The organism is Serratia sp. BNK-17 (assembly GCF_048684935.1).
In the GTDB taxonomy this organism is placed as follows: Bacteria; Pseudomonadota; Gammaproteobacteria; order Enterobacterales; family Enterobacteriaceae; genus Serratia; species Serratia nematodiphila.
The window spans coordinates 4702515-4725666 of sequence record NZ_JBLQTR010000001.1 but is presented as its reverse complement, the minus strand read 5'-3'; the positions used below and the strand labels follow the sequence as shown (position 1 = coordinate 4725666).

21 protein-coding genes are annotated in these 23152 nt (G+C 60.5%); 14 read left to right on the top strand and 7 right to left on the bottom strand.

What is annotated here, in order from left to right:
- Window positions 1–38: 38 nt before the first annotated feature.
- Window positions 39–341, bottom strand: a complete 303-nt coding sequence (locus ACMGF7_RS22575) for a hypothetical protein (protein WP_164095000.1) — start codon at window positions 339–341, stop codon at window positions 39–41.
- Window positions 342–627: 286 nt separating this feature from the next.
- Here ACMGF7_RS22575 and fabV point away from each other — a divergent pair, with 286 nt between their 5' ends.
- From fabV to ACMGF7_RS22555, 4 genes are all read left to right on the top strand, one after another.
- Entirely contained in the window at window positions 628–1827 is a 1200-nt protein-coding gene (fabV, locus tag ACMGF7_RS22570; RefSeq protein ID WP_049240250.1) for an enoyl-ACP reductase FabV, read from the top strand.
- Between the two features lie 226 nt (window positions 1828–2053).
- Window positions 2054–2272 (top strand): hypothetical protein, encoded by a 219-nt coding sequence (locus ACMGF7_RS22565; RefSeq protein ID WP_197798786.1) that lies wholly within the window; start codon window positions 2054–2056, stop codon window positions 2270–2272.
- Window positions 2273–2443: 171 nt separating this feature from the next.
- Window positions 2444–2749 (top strand): hypothetical protein, encoded by a 306-nt coding sequence (locus tag ACMGF7_RS22560; protein WP_004940954.1) that lies wholly within the window; start codon window positions 2444–2446, stop codon window positions 2747–2749.
- A 48-nt stretch (window positions 2750–2797) separates the two neighbouring features.
- On the top strand, window positions 2798–3133 hold the full coding sequence (locus tag ACMGF7_RS22555) for a hypothetical protein (protein WP_004940957.1): 336 nt from the start codon (window positions 2798–2800) through the stop codon (window positions 3131–3133).
- A 37-nt stretch (window positions 3134–3170) separates the two neighbouring features.
- On the opposite strand, the gene dcuR is transcribed toward ACMGF7_RS22555, so the two are convergent.
- The 3 genes from dcuR to ACMGF7_RS22540 form a co-directional block, all read right to left on the bottom strand.
- Window positions 3171–3890, bottom strand: a complete 720-nt coding sequence (dcuR, locus tag ACMGF7_RS22550) for a two-component system response regulator DcuR (RefSeq protein WP_004940959.1) — start codon at window positions 3888–3890, stop codon at window positions 3171–3173.
- The gene (locus tag ACMGF7_RS22545) at window positions 3883–5496 is read right to left on the bottom strand and encodes a sensor histidine kinase (protein WP_016928129.1); all 1614 of its coding nucleotides are present in this window, start codon (window positions 5494–5496) and stop codon (window positions 3883–3885) included. The genes dcuR and ACMGF7_RS22545 overlap by 8 nt, the downstream gene beginning before the upstream one ends.
- 125 nt (window positions 5497–5621) lie before the next feature.
- A complete protein-coding gene (locus ACMGF7_RS22540) occupies window positions 5622–6464 on the bottom strand; it encodes a class I fructose-bisphosphate aldolase (RefSeq protein WP_015377543.1) in 843 nt (280 codons plus the stop codon).
- 484 nt (window positions 6465–6948) lie between these two features.
- Here ACMGF7_RS22540 and ACMGF7_RS22535 point away from each other — a divergent pair, with 484 nt between their 5' ends.
- From ACMGF7_RS22535 to ACMGF7_RS22515, 5 genes are all read left to right on the top strand, one after another.
- Window positions 6949–7878 carry a sugar ABC transporter substrate-binding protein gene (locus tag ACMGF7_RS22535; RefSeq protein WP_015377544.1) on the top strand — a complete coding sequence of 310 codons (930 nt, stop codon included), beginning with the start codon at window positions 6949–6951 and terminating at the stop codon, window positions 7876–7878.
- A 75-nt stretch (window positions 7879–7953) separates the two neighbouring features.
- Window positions 7954–9438 (top strand): sugar ABC transporter ATP-binding protein, encoded by a 1485-nt coding sequence (locus ACMGF7_RS22530; protein ID WP_015377545.1) that lies wholly within the window; start codon window positions 7954–7956, stop codon window positions 9436–9438.
- Window positions 9439–9453: 15 nt separating this feature from the next.
- Window positions 9454–10494, top strand: a complete 1041-nt coding sequence (locus ACMGF7_RS22525) for an ABC transporter permease (RefSeq protein WP_004940978.1) — start codon at window positions 9454–9456, stop codon at window positions 10492–10494.
- Between the two features lie 63 nt (window positions 10495–10557).
- Complete coding sequence (locus tag ACMGF7_RS22520; RefSeq protein WP_004940980.1) at window positions 10558–11478, top strand: sugar ABC transporter substrate-binding protein; 921 nt, start codon at window positions 10558–10560, stop codon at window positions 11476–11478.
- Window positions 11479–11616: 138 nt separating this feature from the next.
- Window positions 11617–12381 (top strand): SDR family oxidoreductase, encoded by a 765-nt coding sequence (locus tag ACMGF7_RS22515; protein WP_004940984.1) that lies wholly within the window; start codon window positions 11617–11619, stop codon window positions 12379–12381.
- A 46-nt stretch (window positions 12382–12427) separates the two neighbouring features.
- On the opposite strand, the gene metQ is transcribed toward ACMGF7_RS22515, so the two are convergent.
- Window positions 12428–13243 (bottom strand): methionine ABC transporter substrate-binding lipoprotein MetQ, encoded by an 816-nt coding sequence (gene metQ / locus ACMGF7_RS22510; RefSeq protein WP_015377546.1) that lies wholly within the window; start codon window positions 13241–13243, stop codon window positions 12428–12430.
- A gap of 237 nt (window positions 13244–13480) precedes the next feature.
- Between metQ and ACMGF7_RS22505 the strand changes: the two genes are divergently transcribed.
- Both ACMGF7_RS22505 and ACMGF7_RS22500 read left to right on the top strand, forming a co-directional pair.
- The gene (locus ACMGF7_RS22505; RefSeq protein WP_015377547.1) at window positions 13481–13999 is read left to right on the top strand and encodes a hypothetical protein; all 519 of its coding nucleotides are present in this window, start codon (window positions 13481–13483) and stop codon (window positions 13997–13999) included.
- Window positions 14000–14147: 148 nt separating this feature from the next.
- On the top strand, window positions 14148–14573 hold the full coding sequence (locus tag ACMGF7_RS22500) for a universal stress protein (protein ID WP_015377548.1): 426 nt from the start codon (window positions 14148–14150) through the stop codon (window positions 14571–14573).
- 43 nt (window positions 14574–14616) lie between these two features.
- On the opposite strand, the gene ygjK is transcribed toward ACMGF7_RS22500, so the two are convergent.
- Together ygjK and ygjJ are read right to left on the bottom strand one after the other, a co-directional pair.
- Window positions 14617–16986, bottom strand: a complete 2370-nt coding sequence (gene ygjK, locus ACMGF7_RS22495; RefSeq protein WP_197763800.1) for an alpha-glucosidase — start codon at window positions 16984–16986, stop codon at window positions 14617–14619.
- 17 nt (window positions 16987–17003) lie between these two features.
- Complete coding sequence (ygjJ, locus tag ACMGF7_RS22490; protein ID WP_015377550.1) at window positions 17004–18074, bottom strand: protein YgjJ; 1071 nt, start codon at window positions 18072–18074, stop codon at window positions 17004–17006.
- A gap of 336 nt (window positions 18075–18410) precedes the next feature.
- On the opposite strand from ygjJ, the gene ebgR reads away from it, so the two are divergent.
- From ebgR to ACMGF7_RS22475, 3 genes are all read left to right on the top strand, one after another.
- Window positions 18411–19391: a transcriptional regulator EbgR gene (ebgR, locus tag ACMGF7_RS22485; RefSeq protein ID WP_015377551.1), complete on the top strand. Its 981-nt coding sequence runs from the start codon at window positions 18411–18413 to the stop codon at window positions 19389–19391.
- Window positions 19392–19558: 167 nt separating this feature from the next.
- Window positions 19559–22648: a beta-galactosidase subunit alpha gene (gene ebgA, locus ACMGF7_RS22480; protein ID WP_164095003.1), complete on the top strand. Its 3090-nt coding sequence runs from the start codon at window positions 19559–19561 to the stop codon at window positions 22646–22648.
- Window positions 22645–23097, top strand: coding sequence for a beta-galactosidase subunit beta (locus tag ACMGF7_RS22475; RefSeq protein WP_004941002.1), 453 nt, complete (start codon window positions 22645–22647; stop codon window positions 23095–23097). The genes ebgA and ACMGF7_RS22475 overlap by 4 nt, the downstream gene beginning before the upstream one ends.
- The last annotated feature ends 55 nt before the right edge of the window (window positions 23098–23152 follow it).

Below are 23152 nucleotides of genomic sequence, written 5' to 3'. Positions count from 1 at the left end.
ATCATCACCAAATGGCGTTTCATTTGGTGATGATTTCCTCAGGAAAGTTTGTCTTTTTTCTTTCTTTTGGATGCTTCGAAAGTGGCGAAGGCATGTGCAAGAGCAAACCCCAGCGCACAGTTCCGTAGAGGCCAATTTGCTTTGGCCCAAGTTTCAGAACCAGCAATAAACATCGCGTTGCCGTTGGCAAAAAGGGTAAATTGCCAGCAAAGGATTAGAAAACATATCGCAACCAGAACGACATAACCCTTGGAACCCAGAGACGGTCTGAAGACGTATTTCACGGCCAGACAGGCCGCGGCAGCGAGAGTAGAAAAAATATAATATAAAGTCGGTTCCATCACTGTTCCTGGTGATTTTATCTTCCCTGATATTCGACCGAAAAACAGCCACACCATAACGCAACGCCAGAAGCTTGATCAACTTTCGCTGATTTGAAGAGGGAAAGCTTGAACGCGTTGAGGGGGCGAGGCGTGGCGTGTGAAGACATCACGGTGCGGAGTTGGGCAACCCTGAACCATCGACTAAACTGGTCTGGTCACTGCGCTTGTTTTCGCACTTTCTTAAGTATATCGAGAAAATCAGGTATATTGTCCTTCGGTTTTTAGCTACCAAGAAAAAATTACTATGATTATCAAACCTAAAATTCGTGGTTTTATCTGCACCACCGCTCACCCGGCAGGCTGTGAAGCCAACGTCCGTGAGCAAATCGCCTACGTTAAGTCACGCGGCGAACTGAAAAACGGGCCTAAAAAGGTGCTGGTCATTGGTGCATCCACCGGTTACGGTCTGGCCTCGCGCATCAATGCCGCTTTCGGCAGCGGTGCGGCCACCATCGGCGTATTTTTCGAGAAGCCTGGCAGCGAAGGCAAAACCGGTTCCGCCGGTTGGTACAACTCCGCCGGTTTCGACAAGGCAGCTAAAGAAGAAGGCCTGTACGCGAAAAGCATCAACGGCGACGCATTCTCCAACGAGTGCCGTCAGACCGTGATCGATCTGATCAAAAAAGACCTGGGTCAGGTTGACCTGGTGGTTTACTCGCTGGCTTCGCCGGTGCGTAAGATGCCGGAAACCGGCGAAGTGGTGCGTTCCGCACTGAAGCCGATCGGCGAGCCATACAAATCCGTCGCGCTGGACACCAACAAAGACGTGCTGGTTGAAGCCGTGGTCGAGCCGGCCAACGAGCAAGAAATCGCCGACACCGTGAAGGTGATGGGCGGCCAGGACTGGCAGCTGTGGATGGACGCGCTGGACGAAGCGGGCGTGCTGGCGGATAACGCGCAGTCGGTCGCTTACTCCTACATCGGTACCGATCTGACCTGGCCAATTTACTGGCACGGTACGCTGGGCAAGGCGAAAGAAGATCTGGATCGCGCGGCGCACGCCATCAACCAGAAGCTGCAGGCCAAAGGCGGCGCGGCTTACGTTGCGGTGCTCAAGTCGGTAGTGACTCAGGCTTCCTCCGCCATTCCGGTGATGCCGTTGTATATCTCCATCGTGTTCAAAATCATGAAGGAGCAGGGCATTCACGAAGGCTGCATCGAGCAGATCCAGCGTCTGTTCGCCACCAAGCTGTACAGCGGCGTGGCGCCGGACACCGACGAGAAGCACCGTCTGCGTCTGGATGACTGGGAACTGCGCGACGAAGTGCAGGAAACCTGTCGTGAAATCTGGCAGCAGTTGAACGACAACAACATCAACGAACTGACCGATTACCAGGGCTACAAGGCGGAATTCCTGCGCCTGTTCGGCTTCGGTCTGCAGGGCGTTGACTACGACGCCGATCTGAGCGGCGAAGCCAATTTCGATGTGATCGAGCTGGTCTAAGCGCGTCGAGCGGTCAAACAAGGTCGGGTTAGCCCGGCCTTTTTTATTGCCTGCGAATTATCGGGTGGCTAAGCGAAAATGTTTATTTCGGGTTAACAGAGGAACCGGGTGGTTAACATCGGCAGTCGGATGGTGAAATAACGGCGGTTATTAAACTAAAGAAAGTCATTTTTTATTTACCCTTGCCGCCGGCTGCGGGTATTTTATTTCCTTTAAGGAGAAAGCTATGACATGGCGTTATTGTGCCACGGTATCGTTGTTTTTGTTGAGCGGCTGCAGCGCGATCCAGCCAACGTCGACGTCCCCGGACTGGTCTCAGTCTCAGCCGGCCACGCGGGAACAGCGGCAACGCATCATGGCGGGTGAGTCTGCCTCGTCGGTATTGCATGAAGGTAATATCGGTATTGGCGGCACGTTAGATGGGTCGAAAATATTCGATCGTTAAACCGCTAAATATATTCAGCCAAATTAATGCGCGCATTCTGCCGATATTGTCGGAGGGTTTACCTTTCCTGCGTTATTCTGCCGTGGCTTGACCATTCATTGCGTTAGCAGACAATTCGTTTTCCTTATAGGGAACCGCCGGTTTATTTCGGCGTAATCAAAGGAGTTGCCCATGACGAAGAACATGGCCGCGATCTTTCTCTTGCTGTTGCCGCCGCTAAGCCAAAGCGCCGGCGCAGCGCGCTACGACAGGCCGTGCGAAGGAGTGTCGCCGGTGCTGTTTCAAAAGCGCCTGAAAGCGCTGGCGCAGGATCTGCGTCAGGAAATGAGCGAGGAAGCGCCGCCGACAGAGCGCGATGCGGAAGAGCTGGCGCGGTTGGCGGAGTGCGCTATCGAGCCCGGCAAAGCGCCCGTTACCGGCGGGCAGCGCGTCTCCCGTTCAGAGGAAAAGCCGACGGCATCGCCGAACGGTTGCTGAGCCGGCGTGTACGCAGAGTCTAGCGATGTAATGTAAAAGGAGTCATTGATGAAAAGGATCGTGTTGGCCGGCGTGGCCTTGTGTTGTTCCAGCTTCGCGCAGGCGCGGGTGGATCTGGAATACCATGCGGCTGCGCCGAAGGACAGTAAGGTCACCGAGGAGTACCAGAAAAAGCGCGACGCATTGCGCCACAAGGTGTGGAATGTCGATAACCTGACGCTGGCCAACGAGCAGGCGATTGCACGCGAACAGCAGCGCGAAGCCGCAGAGACCGCCGAGCGGCAGCAGCGGAACCTGGAACAGCAGCAGAAAAAGCAGCGCTGCCTGCGCAGACACTCGAAAGATCCTCATCCCGAGGCTAAGTGTTACATGCACAACTTCTAACCTTTAACGTCCGGGCGCTTTCTGCGCCCGACGTCGTTTAGGCCGGGCGGCAATGCTCTTTCAGCATGGCGATCGCGTCCGGTTTCAGCTGATACAGATAGACCGGCCGGCCGGTGGCGCCGTACAGAATACGGGTGCCGAGGATGCCGCTCTCCGCCAGATAGATGAGGTACTTGCGGCAGGACACCCGCGAAATGCCAATGGCGTTGGCCAGATTGTCGGTAGAGAATTCGCTGTCGTGCTGTTGCTCGATCCACTCGCACACCGTGCTCAGGGTGATGCTGGTCAGGCCCTTCGGCAGCTTTTTGCTCTCCTGGCCGCCGGGCTGGCGGCGCAACAGGCTGTCGACGTCGGCCTGCGAAAACTCGCGTTGCGCCAAGAGCTGTGACTGTTGCCGGTAGTGGCTCAGCGCCTCCTTGAAGCGGCTGAACTGGAACGGCTTGATCAGATAATCCACCACGCCGTAGTGCAGCGCTTTTTGCACCGTGTTCACGTCGCTGGCGGAGGAGATGATGATCACATCGGTCTTCTCGCCGAGTTCGCGCAGGCCGGGCAGCAGATCCAGCCCGTTCTCCTGCTGCATGTAAATATCCAGCAACACCAGATCGATGCTGACGCTGGCGTCGGCCAGCAGGGCGCGCGCCTGGCTCAGGGTCGCGACCGTCGCCTGGCAGTGAAAACCGCCGACCTGGCTCAGGTAGTATTTATTCAGCTCCGCCACCATCGGGTCGTCGTCGACAATCAGTACGTTAATCATGGGCTCTGCTCTTGGCCTGATAGGGAAGGTGCACGAAAAATTGGGTCAGCTCGCCCGGTTCGGATTCGAAATCGATGCTGCCGCCCAGTTTCTCCAGATGGCTGCGGATCAGCGCCAGGCCGATGCCGCGTCCCGTTCCCTTGGTGGAAAATCCGTGTTCGAAGATGCGCGCGCCGATCGCCGGATCTATGCCGGGGCCGTCGTCGCTGACGATACAGTGTAATTGATCGTCGTGATGATGGAAGCTCAGGCCGATCTCGTGGCCCTCAACGCCGTCGATGGCGTCGATGGCGTTTTCGATCAGGTTGCCGAGCACGCTGATCAGCACGTGGGTGGTTTCCGCATCGTCGGTTTCCGGCAGCAGGCTGGTTTCCTCGATGGTCAGTTCGATGCCGGCCTCGTGGGCGCGGCTGATCTTGCCGATGAAGAAGCCCGCCACCTCCGGCGAATGGATCTTGCGCAGCAGCGCGCCGATCTCTTCCTGGTAGTTGCTGGCGGTGTTGATGATGTAGTTTTCCAACTGCTGATAGGCCTTCATATGCAGCATGCCGAGTATCACATGCAGCTTGTTCATAAATTCGTGCGACTGTACCCGCAGGGCGTCGGCGTAGTGCGCCATGCCGCTCAGCCGCTGCAGCAGGCGGCTGATCTCGGTCTTGTCGCGGAAGGTGGCGATGGCGCCGGTCACCTGGCCGTTGACGATCACCGGCACGGTATTGGTCAGCAGTTCGCTGCCGTTGAAGCTGATCTGCCGATCGCGCAGCGGTTCGCCGCTGGCCAGCACCTCCGCCAGATGCAGCTGCGCCGGCCAATGTTTGCTGGCGGCTTCCAGCAGCAGGTTTTCCACCGGCCCGCTCTGGCGCAGCAGGCGCTTGGCTTCGTCATTGACGATGGTGATGCGGGATTCATTATCGACCGCGATCACGCCTTCTTTAATCGATTGCAGCATGGCGTTGCGCTGTTCGAACAGGTTGGAGATTTCGTAAGGCTCGAAACCCAGCATGATGCGTTTGAGCGCAGAGACCAGGAAAAAGGTGCCCAGGCTGCCGACCAGGGCGGCGAAGGCGATGGTCCAATAGATGATCCATCGGCTTTCCGCCACCACCCGCTGCACGGTGTCCAGCGCGATGCCGAGCGCCACCACGCCGATTTGTTTTTTCTGATCGTCATACACCGGCACGAACACCCGCAGCGCCGGAGCCAGCGTGCCGCGGTTGATGGCGCTGTTGACGTTGCCTTGCAGCGCGGGCGCCAGATCGTCGCCGATAAAATGCTTGCCGATCAGCCAGGGTTTAGGGTGCGAATAGCGGATGCCCTGCATATCCACCACCACCACGAACAGCAGCTCGTTTTGATGGCGCACCTGCTCGGCGAAGCGCTGAATGGCGCCGCTGTGATCGCGCCGCTGCAGGCCGTCGATCACGGTGTTGGAGAGCGCCAGCGTGTTGGCGACGGCGATGGCTTTTTGCTGCAGCTGATCTTGCCCCTCGCGGCTCATCTGCACGAAAAACAGCGCGAACACCACCAGTAGCACCGAAGCGATGATGGCGGACACCATCAGCGTGATGGAGGTGCTCAGCTTGAGCGGCACCCGTTGTTTTGGCATGGCGGTTCTCCGAATGGCGATATCACGGCGTATTCTAGCGAGGAATGCGGCAAGCTGCAGTTACCGGCAGCAGGTTATAGCACGCTGCCGGGGTGCGGAGGGGTTATTTTAGTTACAAAAGCGGGTTACTGCTGGTGGTAGATCTCCAGCGCCTGTTGGCCGCTGGCGCCCTGATGGATGATCGCCATCAGGGCGCGCACCACCTGCGAAGGATTACTGTGTTGATAGACGTTGCGGCCATAGACCATGCCGGAGGCGCCCTGGGCCATCAGCGCGGCGGATTTCTCCAGCACCGGGCCCAGCTCTCCCTTGCCGCCGCCGCGCACCAGCGTCGGGCAGCGCGCCGCTTCCACCACGCGGTGGAAATCTTCCACCCGATCGGTCGGATCGGCCTTGATGATGTCGGCGCCCAGCTCGCGCGCCAGTCGCACCAGCGGCACGATCTTCTCCACGTCACCCAGCGATCCGTAGGCGGCGCCCTGGCCGGCCGGGGCCATCACCAGCGGTTCGATCATCAGCGGCATGGCGTAGCGATCGCAGGCGTGGCGCAGGCGGCCGATGTTTTCTACGCACTGGCGGAAAATGCCGGGTTCATCCGGGATCATATAGAGGTTGACCACCACCGCGGCGGCGTCCATTTGCAGCGCGGCCAGGATCGGCGCTTCCGGGTTGTGCAGCACCGCCCACATTTCGCGGTGGCGTGCGGCGTTATAGGCGTTGCCGACGTCGGTGCGCATCACCAGCGCCGGTTTTTCGCGCTGCGGCGCGCGCTGCAGCAGATCCGCCTGCCCGTAGTTGACCTGAATCGCGTCGGGGCGCGCGGCGATCAGGTTGCCCATCACCCGTTCGATATCTTCCAGCCCGATTAAAAAATCCGGTTCGTTGGCGATGCCGTGATCGATCGCCACATCCAGGCACTTGCCGTTGTTGAACAGGCGGTTCATCCGCACCTTACTGCTGAGCTGCATGTCAGGTCCTCCTGAGATAGGGATATGTCCATTATTGCCGAGTAAGGATGGTCGGGAAACGCGGAAACCGCAAACTGCGCGCCCGCTCGCAGTTTTTGCCGGCGCACGAAAGGGGAACGCTCGCGGGCGGCTTTCATTTCATTTGTTAGATCCATGTCATGTTTTTGTTAATAAGCCATTCCAAAACGCATGTTTCGCTTGTTTGGGTTAAAAAGTTTCAATAGTCTAAATTATGAAATAAACATTTAAAAAAGCGGCGAAGACGCGGCTTGCTCCACCAGGGGTTTATTTCAATTGATTGTTTTTAATCTATTTTGAGATATCGATCACCATTTTGTTCACGGCCTTAATACGGCAATAACGCGGTAATTTCGCCGTATCAAAGGGATAACACCGACCGTATTGTTGTTTGAATGTAAAAAATATTTTTCATTAGCTGTCAACCAACAGACCTCTTCATTCTAACGATTAAAGGGTAACGAACATGAAGCTGAAGAAATTGATCGCCGCCTCGGTACTGATGTGCATGCTGCCGGCCAGCGTGTTGGCGAAAGACATCAAGATCGGCGTTTCCATGGCTTACTTCGATGACAACTTCCTCACCATTCTGCGCCAGTCGATGCAAAGCAAAATGAAGGCCGACGGCAACGTCAGCGGCCAGTTCGAAGACGCCAAGGGCGACATCGCGCAGCAAATTCAACAAATCGAAAACTTCGTCAGCCAGGGCGTCGACGCCATCATCCTCAACCCGGTGGATACCCAGGGCGTCAAGCCGATGATCAAACTGGCCGAGAACGCCAAGATCCCGCTGGTGTTCGTCAACCGCAAGCCGGAAGTGACGCTCCCGGCCGGCATGGCCTACGTCGGCTCCGATTCCAAGCTGGCCGGCAAACTGCAGATGGAAGCGTTGGCCAAGCTGATGAACGGCAAGGGCAACGTGATGATCCTGATGGGGGAACTGTCGAATGAATCGACCCGTGACCGCACCCGCGGCGTGGAAGAGGTGGCGGCCAACTATCCCGGTATCAAGATTGTCGATAAGCAAACCGCCAAGTGGACGCGTAAAGATGCGGTGGATATCACCACTGACTGGGTGCTGACCGGCCAGCAGATCGACGCTATCGCTTCCAACAACGACGAAATGGCCATCGGCGCCATCCTGGCGCTCAAGCAGGCTAAAAAGTCCGGCGTGCGGGTGGCCGGCGTGGATGGCACGCCCGATGCGCTGGAATTCATCAGAAAAGGCGATCTGGCGCTGAGCGTGTTCCAGGACGCCAAAGGCCAGGGCGAGGGTGCGGTGCAGACCGCCGTTCAACTGGTGAAAGGCGAGAAAGTGGAGAGCAACGTGCTGATCCCTTACCAGCTGATCACCCAGGCCAATTACCAGCAATTCGCCGATAAAAACAAGAAATAAGCCTTGAAGCCCGCCGCGGGCGCCGGTGTGGGGCGAGCGCGGCGGAAAACGTGGGTCAGTGCGGAGGTAAGCGGTATGTACCCTTATGTTCTTGAGGCCGAAGGCATCAGCAAGCAGTTCCCCGGCGTCAAAGCGCTGGATAAGGTCTCGATTAAAATCAAACCCGGCAGCGTGCACGCGCTGATGGGGGAAAACGGCGCAGGCAAATCGACGCTGATGAAATGCCTGATCGGCATCTACCACCCGGATGAAGGCTCGATAAAAATCAAAGGCCGGCCGGTCACCTTCAGCGACACGCTGCAGGCGCTGCATTCGGGCATTTCCATGATCCACCAGGAGCTGAACCTGGTGCCTTATATGACGGTAGCGGAAAACATCTGGCTGGGGCGCGAGCCGGCGCGGTTGGGGTTCGTCAACCACGAGCAGTTGAACGAGAACACCCGCGAGCTGCTGGCGCGGCTGAACATCAAACTGCAGCCGGACACGCTGGTGGGCGAACTGAGCATCGCCAACCAGCAGATGGTGGAGATCGCCAAGGCGGTGTCCTACAACGCCGACGTATTGATCATGGACGAACCGACCTCGGCGCTGACCGAAGGTGAAGTGGTACACCTGTTCGCCATCATCCGCGAACTGCGCGAGCAGGGCAAAGGCATCATCTATATCAGCCACAAGATGGACGAGATCTTCGCCATCACCGACGAAGTGAGCATTTTCCGCGACGGCACTTTCATCGCCTGCGACAAGACCGAAAATCTGACCAAACAGTCGCTGATCACCATGATGGTGGGGCGTGAACTGACGCAGATGTTCCCCAAATTCAACAACAATATCGGCGAGGAAGTGCTGCGGGTGGCGGGGCTGCGCCGCAGCGGCTGGTTCCACGACGTGTCGTTCAGCGTCAAACGCGGCGAGATCCTCGGCGTCGCCGGGCTGGTGGGCGCCGGGCGCAGCGAAGTGATGGAAAGCCTGTTCGGCATGCACCCGGCGGAAGGCGGCGAGATCTTTATCGAGGGCCAGGCGGTGAAGGTCGATTCCCCGGCGAAGGCGATCGAGAGCGGGTTGGCGTTCCTCACCGAAGACCGCAAAAAATCCGGCCTGTTTTTGGTGCTGTCGGTGGTCGAGAACATGAGCATCGTCAACCTGTCGGAATACATCGGCAAGAACGGTTTCGTCAGCCACGTGCAGATGGCCAAAGACTGCATGGATCAGATCAAAAAGCTCAACATCAAAACGCCGACCATGGATCAGATCATCAATAACCTCAGCGGCGGCAACCAACAGAAGGTGCTGATTGCGCGCTGGCTGCTGGCGCAGCCGAAAATCCTGATCCTCGACGAACCGACGCGCGGCATCGACGTGGGAGCCAAAGCGGAAATCTACCGCCTGATCAGCGAGCTGGCCAACCGCGGCGTCGCCATCATTCTGGTCTCCTCCGAGCTGCCGGAGATCCTCGGCATGAGCGACCGGGTGATGGTGATGCACGGCGGCCGCATCACCGGCATTTTGGACAAAGACGACGCGGACCAGGAAAAGATCCTGGCGCTGGCCTCAGAATAACGAAGGGTGAACATCATGAGTAACGTAAAGATTGAGAAGCCGCTCTCCGCCGATTCAACGAGCAAGGGAACGCTGTTCTCCGGGCTGAGCGGCAAAATGCCGAAGGATACCGGCATCTTCATCGTGATGCTCGGCATCGCGCTGGTCTTCGAAATCCTCGGCTGGTACATGCGCGATCAGTCGTTCCTGCTTAACCCGAACCGCCTGCTGCTGATCGTGCTGCAGGTGGCGATCATCGGCATCATCGCGGTGGGCGTCACCCAGGTGATCATCACCACCGGCATCGATCTCTCCTCCGGTTCGCTGATTGCGCTGACTGCGGTGGTGGCGGCCAGCCTGGCGCAGACCTCGGACAGCATTTCGCCGATGTACCCGGGGCTGCTCGATCTGCCGGCGGCGATCCCGATCGGCGCGGGGATTGGGGTGGGCATTGTCTGCGGCTTTATCAACGGCTTTCTGATCACCCGCACCGGCATTCCGCCGTTCATCGCCACGCTGGGGATGATGGTATCGGCGCGCGGTCTGGCGCAGTACTACACCAAGGGTAACCCGGTCAGCTTCCTGTCGGACGGCTTCACGTCAATCGGCCAGGGCGCGATGCCGGTGATCATCTTCCTGGTGATTGCGGTGATCTTCCATATCGCGCTCAAACACACCCGCTACGGCAAATACATCTACGCCATCGGCGGCAACATGACCTCGGCGCGGGTGTCCGGCATCAACGTCAACAAATATCTGGTGACGGTTTACACCATCGCCGGCGGGTTGGCGGGACTGGCGGGTGTGGTGCTGGCGGCGCGCGTCAGCAGCGGCCAGTCGAGCATGGGGATGTCGTACGAGCTGGACGCCATCGCCGCGGCGGTGATCGGCGGCAGCAGCCTGATGGGCGGCGTCGGGCGCATCACCGGCACGCTGATCGGCGCGGTGATCCTCGGCCTTATCAAAAGCGGCTTCACCTTTATCGGCGTTGATTCTTACATTCAGGACATCATCAAAGGCGTGATTATCGTCGCCGCCGTGTCGATCGACATGCGTCGCAACCGCAAGAAACACTGATTGCCGTGAATTGCCGCCGGCGCCAGGGTTGGCCGGCGGTGTTTTTTTACCGGGGGGCACATCATGAATTACCTGAAAGGGCTGTGGCTGGCGGTGGCGCTGTGTGCGTCCACCCCGGCATGGGCGCAAACCATCGGCGTATCGATGGCCTATTTCGACCAGAACTTCCTCACCATTATCCGCCAGGCGATCGACAAGGAGGCCAAGGCGCGCGGCATTACCGTGCAGTTCGAGGACGCGCGCGGCGACGTCGGCCGCCAGACCGACCAGGTGCAAAGCTTTATCAGCGCCGGGGTGGACGCGATTATCGTCGATCCGGTCAACTCGGCCAGCACGCCGGTAATGACCAAAATGGTGCAGGCCGCCGGCGTGCCGCTGGTGTACGTGAACCGCACGCCGGGCGACGCCAAACTGCCTCAGGGCGTGGTGTTCGTCGGCTCCGACGAGCGGGAGTCCGGCACGCTGCAAATGGAGGAATTGGCGCGGCTGGCCAACTATCAGGGCAACGTGGCGGTGATGATCGGCAACCTGACCGACGCCGGCGCGCTGCAGCGCACCAAAGACGTGGAGCAGGTGGTGGCCAAATACCCGAACATGAAGGTGGTGCAGAAGCAGAGCGCCAACTATTCACGCAGTGAAGGCATGGATCTGATGATGAACTGGCTGACCAACGGCGAAGCGATCGACATCGTCGCCGCCAACAACGACGAGATGGCGATCGGCGCGATCATGGCGCTGCAGCAGGCGGGCAAGGCGGACAAGAAAGTGCTGATCGGCGGCATCGACGCCACGCCGGACGGCCTCAAGGCGCTGGCCTCCGGCAAGATGCAGGTCACGGTGTTCCAGGACGCGATCGGCCAGGGCAAGGCCTCGGTCGAGGTGGCGCAGCGCATGATCAACGGTGAAAAGCTTGAGCCGTATTACTGGATCCCGTTCGAGCTGGTGACGCCGGCCAATCAGGAGAAATACGCGGCCAAACCGTGAGTTCGCCGTCGGATCCGCGTTGCCGGGGCGCTGCTTGCAGCGCCTTTTTTATTGCGCCAATTGCATGTCCGCTTGCGGCCAGCGCGGCGTCGAACCTTGCCTCACACTGAGGATCTTTAAACAGCGTGAGGATGAGCGATGAACGCATTAAACGGCAAGGTGGCGGTGATCGGCGGCGCCAGTTCAGGGATCGGCAAAGCGGCGGCGCTGCTGTTCGCCCGGCAGGGGGCGGCGCTGGTGTTGGGCGCCCGGCGTGCGCCGCTGTTGGCCGAGCTGGTGGAGGACATTCGGCGCGAGGGCGGCCGGGCATTGGCGGTGGCGGGTGACGTGCGCGATGAAGCCTTCGCCGAACGGCTGACGGCGACGGCGGTCGACGAATTCGGCGGCCTGGATATCGCCTTCAACAACGCCGGCACGTTGGGGCCGCTGGGGCCGTCGCTGGCGCTCAGCGCGTCAGAATGGCGCGAGGTGCTGGAAACTAACCTGTCCAGCGCCTATTACGGCGCCAGGCATCAAATTCCCGCCATGCTGGCGCGCGGCGCGGGCTCGGTGATCTTCACCTCCACGTTCGTCGGCCACACCGCGGCGTTTCCCGGCACGGCGGCCTATGCGGCCGGCAAATCGGGGCTGATCGGCCTGACGCAGGCGCTGGCGGTGGAGTTTGGCGGGCGCGGCATTCGGGTGAACGCGCTGCTGCCGGGAGGCACCGATACGGCGATGGGGCGGCAGATGAGCAATACCCCGGAAGCCTTGGCGCAGGTGGCCGACCTGCACGCGCTGAAGCGGCTGGCGATGCCGGAGGAGATCGCGCAGGCGGCGCTGTATTTGGCGTCTGACGCTTCCTCATTTGTCACCGGCACCGCGATGCTGGTGGACGGCGGCGTGTCCATTCAGCGCGGCTGAGGTTGGCATGGCCCGTGGCCTGGCGCCACGGGCATACGGGAGAGCGTTACCAGCCTTTGACGGCGTCGCCCTTGTAGATTTCGGCGGCGCTGGCCGCCACTTCGTCGGTCTGATAGGCCTTGACCAGATCCTTCACTTTCTCGCTGTCTTTGTTGTCGATGCGGCTGGCGAAAATGTTGACGTAAGGCGAGTTTTTGTCTTCGACAAACAGCCCGTCCTTGGCCGGCGACAGGCCAATCTGGCTGGAATAGTTGGTGTTGATGATCGCCAGCGTCACCTGTTGGTCGTCCAGCGCGCGCGGCAGCTGCGGTGCTTCAATCTCGACGATCTTCAGCTTTTTCGGGTTGCTGACGATGTCCAGCGCGGTCGGCAGCAGGCCGACGCCGTCTTTCAGGGTAATCAGCCCCTGTTTTTGCAACAGCAACAGCGAGCGGCCCAGGTTGGTCGGATCGTTCGGCACCGCCACCTGCGCGCCGTCCGGCAGCTGGCTGAGCGCGGTTATCTTCTTCGAATAGCCGGCGATTGGGTAGACGAAGGTGTTGCCCACCGCCGCCAGTTTGTAGCCGCGCTCCTGCATCTGCTTGTCCAGATACGGTTTGTGCTGGAAGGCGTTGACGTCCAGATCGCCGTTGTTCAGCGCTTCGTTCGGCAGCACGTAGTCGTTGAAGGTCACCACCTCCACGTCCAGATCATATTTCTGCTTGGCGACCTTTTGCACCACCGCCCACAGCGACTGATCGATGCCGGCGCTGATGCCGACCTTGATGTGGTGATCGTCCTGTGCGGTTGGGCCGCAGGCGGTCAGCAGCAGCGTGCCAGCGGCGGCCAGCGCCAGGGTGAGGTTTTTCAGCGTAAATGTCATTTTCCCAGGGTCCTTGTCAACATTGCCTGCTAATTTTGGCGGGCAGAATAGTGGCAGTGACTGTAGGTAATCGCTGGGCTAAAACAAAATACTGATTCACTATGACTCATAGCGATTAGCTATGAGCGGCCGCGGCCCGATGCGGAGCGGATTGTTTTGACGGCGAATCGGCGGGCTTATTATGATAGCCGTTGGCCCACAAGGGGCAGACTGGGTACTGAAACGAAGGAATAGACAATGCGATTGAACACTTGGAGCAAGGCGCTGCTGCCGCTGGTGGTGTTGGCCTGCGTCTCGGCGACTCAGGTTCGGGCGGCGGAGAGCGATACCGGGCCGATCCCCAAACAGCTGCTGGGCAACTGGCGCGTCAGCAAGATCGTGCCGACCCAAACCACCGGCTGCTGGGATCAGCAGCAGGCGCAGAGCCTGATCGGCGGCAAAATCAGCTACAAAGCGGATGCGTTCAGCTGGAACGGCACGGCGCTGAAAAGCGAAGGGGCCACCGTCAGCACCGTAGAAGCGCAGGAGTTTGTCGAGGACAATGCCGGCAGCAGCTCCTACATCGATTTCCCGATGCTGGGCATCAGCACGCCGTCGGTCGAGCGCGTGGCCATTCAGCACGCGGATACCGCCATCAAAGGCATCACCGATCAGGGCACCGATGGGGTGCCCGGCGATAACGTGCTGGTGAAAGATGCCAACACGCTGATCCTGTCGCTGTGCAACGTCTGGTTTGAGGCGCAGCGCGAGAAATAATTTTTTGCCTTCAGCCCCGGCGACGGGGCTTTCCCACTGCATCACCTCCCGCCACGAGCGCCATTTCTGAACTAAAATTAATCATAACGATATGACCCCAGCGTGATATCGGAGCCTCGGCTCAACCGAGTCCATGACAGGAGGCGCTATGTGTTACCACCATATTGTCATCGCCACCGATCTGAGCGATGACGGCAAACGGCTGGTCGAAAAAGGGGCGTTGCTGGCGGAGGCGCTGCAGGCCAAACTCTCGCTGATCTATGTGGACGTCCACTACGACACCTACCACGCGGCGATCGGCTTTTCGGAGCGCAGTTATGACGGCGTGCCGTTCGAAGAGAAGATCCGCAAAGAGCTGGAACCCACCACGCAAAACGTCAATTATCCGATCGCGGAAGTGATTATCGGGCGCGGCGGCTTCGTTGACGAACTGCGCACGGCGGTCGTGGACAAGAACATCGATCTTCTGGTGTTCGGCCATCACCACGATCTGTGGAGCAACCTGTTTTCTTCTACCCGCAACGCCATCAACCAGCTGAATATCGACGTGCTGGTGATCCCGATCCGATCATAAACGCGGGCCACCGCCGGGCAACGATGGCGGTGGCCGCCGCGGCTTATTGCGTGAAGAAGTCGTTATACAACATGTACAGATGCGCCGCGCTCCAGGAGAAGTTCGGCGCGCCTTGCTGTTTGCCGGTGAGCGGGTTGTAGTTCTCGCGGATCGGCCCGTCGGCGACCAGGCCGTCGGCGTGGCGGAAGAAGGCCTGCGCCATCGCTACCGCGTCGTCGCGATAGCCGTAGCGTTCCATGCCCTTGAGGCCGAAATACAACTGATCGACCCACACACGTCCGCGCCAGTAGATGTCCGCGCCGAACGCCGGGTTGGTCAGCGCCGCGGTGCCGAGCGGCACGTAGGTATTGAACTCGCGCGGATCCTTCATCACCCTGACCACCGCATCGGCGTGCGGCTGGCTGGCGGCGCCGTTGAACAGCGGCGACCAGCCTTCCGGCCCTTTGCCGCGTTCGACGATCGGTTTGCCGGCGCAGCCGTTGGCCAACGGCCGGCTTTCGATGCGGATGTCATAGAAGAAACCGCTCTGTTTATCGAACATGCAGGTGTTGATGTAGGCCGCCAGCCGGTCGGCTTTGGCGCGGAAGGCGGCGGCTTCCGCGCCGCGGCCCAGAATATCGGCCATCTCCGCCAGGTAGCGGTTGTCGCTGTACATATAGCTGGCCTGATCCACCGACTCCTGCAGCAGCGAGTAGCCGAGCAGCGTGCCGTCCGGCGCGCGGTTTTCGGCGAATTTCACCTGCCAGTCTTCGCGTTTGCCGCCCTGCGCCACGTAGCGCGCCAATTGATCCGGATCGATAAAGCCGAATACCGCCGCATCGTCACGGCCCGACTCCCAGGAGGCGGCGGTCTGCGCCGGGATCGCGATGCTGTCGTAATGCCCCTCGCGCACGATGCGATCGTAGCTGTCGAGGCCGGCCAGCGTTTGCTCGCGTTGCCCGCGTTTGACGGTAAACAGCATGCGCCCGTCGGGAGTATTGTGCGCTTTGTCACGGGTGGCGCCGTACTCCGGCACGCCGTTGCCGTTGTGATCGCGGTTGCGCAGCCACCAGTCATGGTAAGCCACCAGCTTCGGGTACATCTCCGCCAGCCAGCCCTTATCGCCGGTGACGCGATAGACCTCCATCACCGCCCAGGCCGCCAGGCTCGGCTTGGTGTTGCGTTCGTTCCAGTTGCCGCCGTCGCCGCCGCGCTCCGGGCTGGGGTTGTAGGCGATAAGGTCGGGCAGGAAACCGGCGTCCCACGGCCGCAAAGCGTCGCCCGGCCGGATCTGGTAGGCGAACACCGCGCGAATGTTGTCCTTGGCCACGTCCGGGTTGAAGTGCGCCATGGCGTAGGCCTGTTTCCAGGTGTCCCACGGCCAGGTCTGGTTGCCGGAGAACCAGCGCCCGGTGACCGACGGGGTGACCGAGTCGAACTTCATCGCCCCGGCGGCGCCGCGCCAGTTGCCGTTCAGCGTTTCTATCGCTTTGACCGCCACACGCGTTTGTTCCGCCGTGGCGTGCGGGTTGCGGAGCCCGGCGGCGAGATAGCGTTCCCAACGCTGGGCCGATGCGGCCATATAGCGCTGCGGGTGAGCGAGGATGTCGGCGATAGCGCGCTGTTCGCGCTGCGCCTCGTCGGCGGTGAGCAGGTGCGAATAGGTGGTGTACAGCGTGGTGGTGCCGGCGATGCGCGCCGTGGCGCGGAAGCGGTGGCCGTCGACCGTGGTGCGCTGCGGCAGCGATTTATGGATCTGATACTCGGACTGGCCGGAGGTCATCAGCTGCGACGGCGCACGCACCTTGCCGAAGGTGACGCGCAGGCCGTCCGCCGTCGGCACAATGCGGCGCGTGTAGTCCGGAAACGCCTGTTCGAGGGTCGCCGGCGGCTGCGGTTTTTGCTCTTTGGCCGCGTAGCGCTCCAGCAATTCGCCATCCCACACCAGCTCCAGCGGCGCATCGGTGATAATTTGCGTCTCCAGCAGCGAGGTGCGCGCACTGGCGAAGCGCAGCGTCAGGTTGACGGTCACCCCCGGCGCGCTGAGCCGCTGCACCAGGGCGCCGGGCAGGCTGTAGGCCGTCATGGTGAAAGACACCGGCTTGCCGTTGCGATACACGCTGAGCCGATCGAAATTGTTGGCCATAAAGTTGATGTATTCTTCGGTCAGCAGTGCCGGGCCGGGGAAGCCGCCCATGCCTTCCGGGCCGCTCGGCAACAGGTGGCCGTGCCAGGCGCCGAGATCGAAGAACGGGTTGAAGCGTTGATGATCGTCGAAGTCATAATCGAGCATAAAATGCGGCGCGCCGTGGCGATCGATAACGTTTGGGTAGCGTTCGGCCAGTGGGGCAGTGGGCGTTTTCGGCGCGCAGCCCGCCAGCGTCAGCGCGAGGGTGAGGGCGGTGGCCAGCGGCGTCAGGGGAGTCATGTTCATCGTAGGGGCCTCAACGGTTACCAATAGAAATATTGCATCAGAAACACCGAGTTGCTGGCGCCGGTGCTGTCGTTGCGCATAAAGAATTTGCTGTCCAGCGCGGTGGCCAGCTTACCGCCGGCATATTCGTACCAGATGCCGAACTGGGCGTAGGAGGTGGCGGTATCCGCCGCGTTATCAAACCGGTGGCGGGCGTAGCTGTAGGCGGTGGAGAGGTACAGCCCTTTGGCGGTTTCCGTCATCGCGCTGAGCATCAGGCCCGACTCGCTGCCGGGATGGCCGCCGCTGTCGCCTTTGCCGGTGTGGTGCCAGACGCGGCCGGCCAGGTGTTTGCCGCGCAGCCCCAGCAGAAACAGCTGCCCCAGGCCGTCGGTCACCTCCAGGCCGTTCAGCAGCGTCAGACCGTCTTGCAGATCGTACTGGGTGTAGCCGTTGATCATCGCCCGGTAGGTGTATTTGTCGGAGTAGCGGTCGTATTTGCCGAAGTGCAGCAGCGCCTTGCTCTCGTCGATGCGGCTTTCCGGCGCCGCCGTCACGCTGTAGCGAAAGCGCCCGGTCAGGTTTTGCAGCTTGGCGGCGTAGCTGAGATCGCGGGTGTTGGGGATCACGTAGCCGTACTCCGGCGTGAAGTCGCCCCACCATTGCAGATCGTCGAGCGACGAGTCGTTGCGTACGCTGAGCATCATCTCGGTGCCGTCATCGGTACGGTAACCGCCGTAGAAACGGTTCAGGCCCCCCTCGAAGCCGCCCCAGCCGTGTCCGGGCGTCCAGGCGTGGCCCTGGCTGTCGGCCTGCACGGTCCAGCCCTCGCCGTAAATCAGGCCGAACCAATGGCCCTGTTTGATCTCGAGGCCGCCTTCGATGTAGGTGCCGTCGCTGTATTTATGTTGATGTTCGCCGTTCAAATAGACGCTGCCGCCGATGCCGAGCTCGCCGTAAAAGCGCAGGGCGGTCGCGGCGGTTTCGGGCAACGGCGGCGGCGGCAGCTGATTGCGCTCCGCCGGGGTAACGGGTTCCTGCGCCGCCCAGACCGGCGCGCTGAGTATCAGTAACAAGGGCAACAGGGCGTGATGATTTATTGATGTCATGGGGCATGTGCCTGGTGTTGGATGGATCGGCGCGTCAGTCGAACGGCGGCTCACGCAAGGTCGCTCCCGGCTCCTTGGGAGAAGAGATAAAGTCCGCCCGGTCGCGGGCGGTAAACGGCAGGTATATTAGTAAAATATTTAGTAAAAAATACGCTTTAATCAGTAAATCGTTAACTTGATCACAACGGGTGAAATGGGTATCTTTCGCTGCAGGCGCCCGGCAGCGGTTTGTATGAGCGAGCGCCGGCCCGGTCTGGGAAGAGAGGGGCGGGCGGCACTGTACGTTGCGCCGCTATCCGATTAAGCTACCGTTTTTCGTCTGTGCATTGGGACTCTATGGCCACACTGAAGGAAATTGCTGAAGCCGCTAATGTGTCCGTCGCCACCGTTTCGCGCGTGTTGAATGACGACCCCACCCTGAGCGTGAAGGCGCAAACCCGCCAGAAGATCCTGGAAGCGGCGGAGCGCCTCGAATACAAGATTGCGCCTTCCAAACGGCAAAGTGGGCAACGCCTGCAATTCGCCGCGCTGTTCACCTATACGCAGGGTGTGGAGATCAACGATCCCTATTACCTGGCGATGCGCTACGGCATCGAAACGCAGTGCGAAAAACTGGGCGTGATGCTGAGCGCCGGTTACGACTTTACCGGCGACAAGGCGCTGCCGGCGGCCGACGGCCTGCTGGTGATCGGCCGGCCACAGCCCGCGCTGTATGAGCAGCTCAGGCAGCAGGAAACGCCGGTGGTGTTTATCGACGGCGTGGTGGACGATGAGCGTTTCGACTGCGTCAATGTCGACCTGTACAAGATCAGCCGCAAGGTGATCGATTACTTCATCGGCCGTGGCTATCAGCGCATCGGCTTTATCGGCGGGCGCGACCATCCGGCCGGCATCGACCAGCGCGAGCAGGCGTTCGTCGAGTATGGCCGGCAGCAAAACGTGGTGCGGCCGCAGGATATTTACCACGGCGATTTCAGCAGCCAGTCGGGCTACCAGTGCGCCAAAGCGATGTTGCAGAGCAAGAATGGCTATCCGCCGGCGCTGCTGGTGGCGACCGATTCGATCGCCATCGGCGTGCTGCGCGCGCTGCATGAACACGGCATTCAGGTGCCGGGGCAGATCGCGTTAATCAGCGTCAACGACATTCCCACCGCCCGCTTTATTTTCCCCGCCTTGTCCACGGTGCGCATCCCTTCGGAAACCATGGGCGCACAGGCCGTCAACCTGCTGGCGGAGCGGCTGCGCGATGAGCGCGCCGTCCCGCTGTCGATCTTCGTTCCCAGCTCGCTGCAGCTGCGTGACACCACCGTCGCCTGACCGCCCCCCGCCTCGGCGGGGGGCGTTGGCGCTCAAAATTAACGTCATGATAAAAAAAGGCATTTGAGATTTATTGTGATCCTGTCGTCATTTGGTAAATATCGGCTGTAATTTTTACTAAATATTTACTATCGTTTCCGCATTGCACAGGTGTTGGGAGACGTGACGTGAATAATTGGGAAAACATTGAAAAACAGTCGGAGCACCGGTTGGCACCGCGCGCGAGCTTCTTCAGCTACGCGGACGCCGAGCAGGCGCTGAGCTTCGATCGCAACGCCAGCCGGCGTTTCCAGCTGCTGAGCGGCCGCTGGCGCTTTCGGTTCTTCGAGCACCCGGCGCAGGTGCCGGCGGCGTTTTACCGTGAGCCGATGAGCGACTGGGGCGATATGGCGGTGCCGGGCATGTGGCAGTTGGAAGGGCACGGCCACCTGCAGTATACCGACGAGGGCTTCCCGTTCCCGATCGACGTGCCTTACGTGCCGACCAACAACCCCACCGGCGCCTATCAGCGCCACTTTACGCTCGACGCCGGTTGGCGGGACCAGCAAGTGCTGATCAAATTCGACGGCGTGGAAACCTACTTCGAGGTGTACGTCAACGGCGGCTATGTCGGCTTCAGCAAGGGCAGCCGACTGTGCGCCGAGTTCGACATCAGCCCCTATGTGCGGCAGGGCGAGAACCTGCTGTCGGTGCGGGTGATGCAGTGGGCCGATTCCACCTACATCGAAGATCAGGACATGTGGTGGATGGCCGGCATCTTCCGCGACGTTTATCTGATCGGCCAGAGCGCCACTCACCTTCACGACCTGACGCTGGTCACCACCTTCGATGAGCGCTATTGCGACGCGCAGTTGGCGATCGACGCCGAGCTGCGCCATCTCGGATCGCCGGCCGCCGAAGGCTGCCGCCTGCAGGCGCAGCTGTTCGACGGCGATCGCTGCGTGGCGGAGCAGTGGCGCGACGATCTGCGCATCGAGCGGGCGCTGATCTGCCGTTTCGAGCTGCCGGTCAGCCGCCCGCAGCAGTGGAATGCGGAAAATCCCTATCTGTATCAGCTGTTGCTGAGCCTGTATGACGGCGCCGGCAACCTGCTGGGCGTGGTGCCGCAGCGGGTGGGCTTCCGCGAGATCGCGGTGCGCGACGGGCTGATGTACGTCAACGGGCGTTACCTCAAACTGCACGGCGTCAACCGCCACGATCACGATCACCGAAAAGGGCGCGCCGTCGATATGGCGCGGATGGAGCGCGACATCGTGCTGATGAAACAGCACAACATCAACTCGGTGCGCACCGCCCATTATCCCAACGATCCGCGTTTTTACGAGCTGTGCGATCTCTATGGCCTGTTTGTGATGGCGGAGACCGATCTGGAGAGCCACGGCTTTGCCAACGTTGGCGATCTGAGCCGCATTACCGACGATCCGCGCTGGGAGCAGGCTTACGTCGAGCGCATCGAGCGCCACGTGGCGGCGCAGAAAAACCACCCGTCGATCATCATCTGGTCGCTCGGCAACGAGTCCGGCTACGGGTGCAACATTCGCGCCATGGCCCGGCGCTGCAAGGCGCTCGATCCGACCCGCCTCATCCACTACGAAGAAGATCGCGACGCCGAAGTGACCGACGTGATCAGCACCATGTATTCCCGCGTGGCGATGATGAACGCCTTCGGTGAATACCCGCACCCCAAACCGCGCATTCTGTGTGAATACGCCCATGCCATGGGCAACGGCCCCGGCGGGCTGTTCGAATACCAGTCGGTGTTCAACCGTCACGCCAGTTTGCAGGGGCACTATATCTGGGAATGGTGCGATCACGGTCTGCTGAGCCACGACGAGCAGGGGCGCGAGCGCTACCAGTACGGCGGCGATTACGGCGACTACCCGAACAACTACAACTTCTGCATGGACGGCCTGATCTACCCGGACCAGCGCCCCGGCCCCGGCCTGCGTGAATATCAGCAGGTGCTGTGCCCGGTGGAAGTGACGGCGGAAGAAGGCGCAGGCGACGTGCTGCGGGTGAAAAACCGCTACTGGTTCAGCTCGCTGGCGGACATCACGCTGAAGGTCAGCGTCAAGACCGACGGCCGCCAAGTGGCGAGTTACGAATTCAAGCTGCCGCATCTGCAGCCGGGCGAGAGTGAAGACATGCACCTGCCGGTGCTGGCGCTGGGGCAGGGGGAAACGCTGATCGACGTGGCGGTGCATAAAGACAGCGCCACCCGCTACAGCGAGAGCGGCCAACTGCTGGGGCATTACCAGCATCTGCGCCAGGCGGCGACGCGGCTACCGGCTCCACCGTTGGCCGATGCGCCGGCGCTGCAATGCCGCGAGGAAAATCATCAGCTGATCGTCAGCGGCGGCCGGTTCCAGCTGGCGTTCTCGCTGCTGAGCGGCGAACTGCTGTCGTGGCGGGTAGACGATGAAGAAATTGTGGGGCGCGCGCCGCGCATCACCTTCTTCAAACCGGTGATCGATAACCATAAACAGGAATATGAGGGGATTTGGCTGCCGTATCACTTCCCCATCATGCAACAGCATTTCCGCCGCCTCAGCCGACACTGGCAGGGGGAGGGCCTGCTGATCGAGGTGCACAGCCTGATCGCGCCGCCGGTGTTCGACTTCGGCATGCGCTGCACCTATCGCTGGCGCATTTCTCCGCAGGGCTGTGTCAGCCTGGATCTGGCCGGCGAGCCTTACGGCGATTTCCGGCAGGTGATCCCGAAAATCGGTCTCGATTTCGGCATCAGCCGCCGCTTCGAACAGGTGGAGTACTACGGCCGCGGGCCGGGCGAGAACTACCGCGACAGCTGCCGGGCCAACCTCATCGGCCACTACCGGCAGCGAGCTGATGCGCTGTTCGAACACTATCCGTTCCCGCAGGACAACGGCAACCGGCAGGACGTGCGCTGGCTGAGCCTGCAGGACGCGGCGGGCAAGGGGATCTTCATCCAGCCGCGGCGGCCAATCAACTTCAGCCTGTGGCCGTACAGCGCCGAGATGCTGCATCAGGCCCAGCACATCAGCGAGCTGGAGCCTGACGATTGCCTGACGCTGAACCTGGACGATCAGGTGCTCGGTCTCGGCTCCAACTCCTGGGGCTCCGAGGTGCTGGATACCCACCGGGTCTATCTGGCGCCATTCAGTTACGGCTTCACGCTGGTGCCGTTCGACGGCCGGCAAACGGACGGCGCCACGCTCGCCGGTTATGACTTCGCGCCGGCCCCTCATCACCCGCAGTCTGCGGAGGAAAACGCATGATCATTCTCGAATCCCTGACGGAGTTTCAGCGCATTTATCACAGCGGCAAGAAATGGCTGCGCTGCATGGAGGCGATCGCCAATGTCGATCGCATCAGCCCGAACGTGTGCCATTCGATCGGCGACTCGCTGACCTATCGGCTGAGCGTCGGTGCCGGCCGGCAGCACGGCTGGCTGGAAGGCAACCGCCGCTACTTCGACGTGCACTACTACCTCGAGGGAGACGAGATCGTCGAAGTCGCCGACAAACGGGCGCTGACGACGGTGGCGCCCTATCAGGACGAAACCGACCGCGAGTTTTTCAGCGGCGAAGGCGAGAGGCGCCGGGTTGGCAAAGGCAACGTGGTGATCTTCGAAAACCACCAGGCTCACCGCTTCAAAGAAAGCGGCAAGGTAAAAAAAGTCATTTTAAAAGTGACGGTGGAAGACAGCTATTTCATCAACAAATAGCGCGACCGCCGATCGATAACAACAAACCGAAGTCCCCTACACCATTCGGAGAATC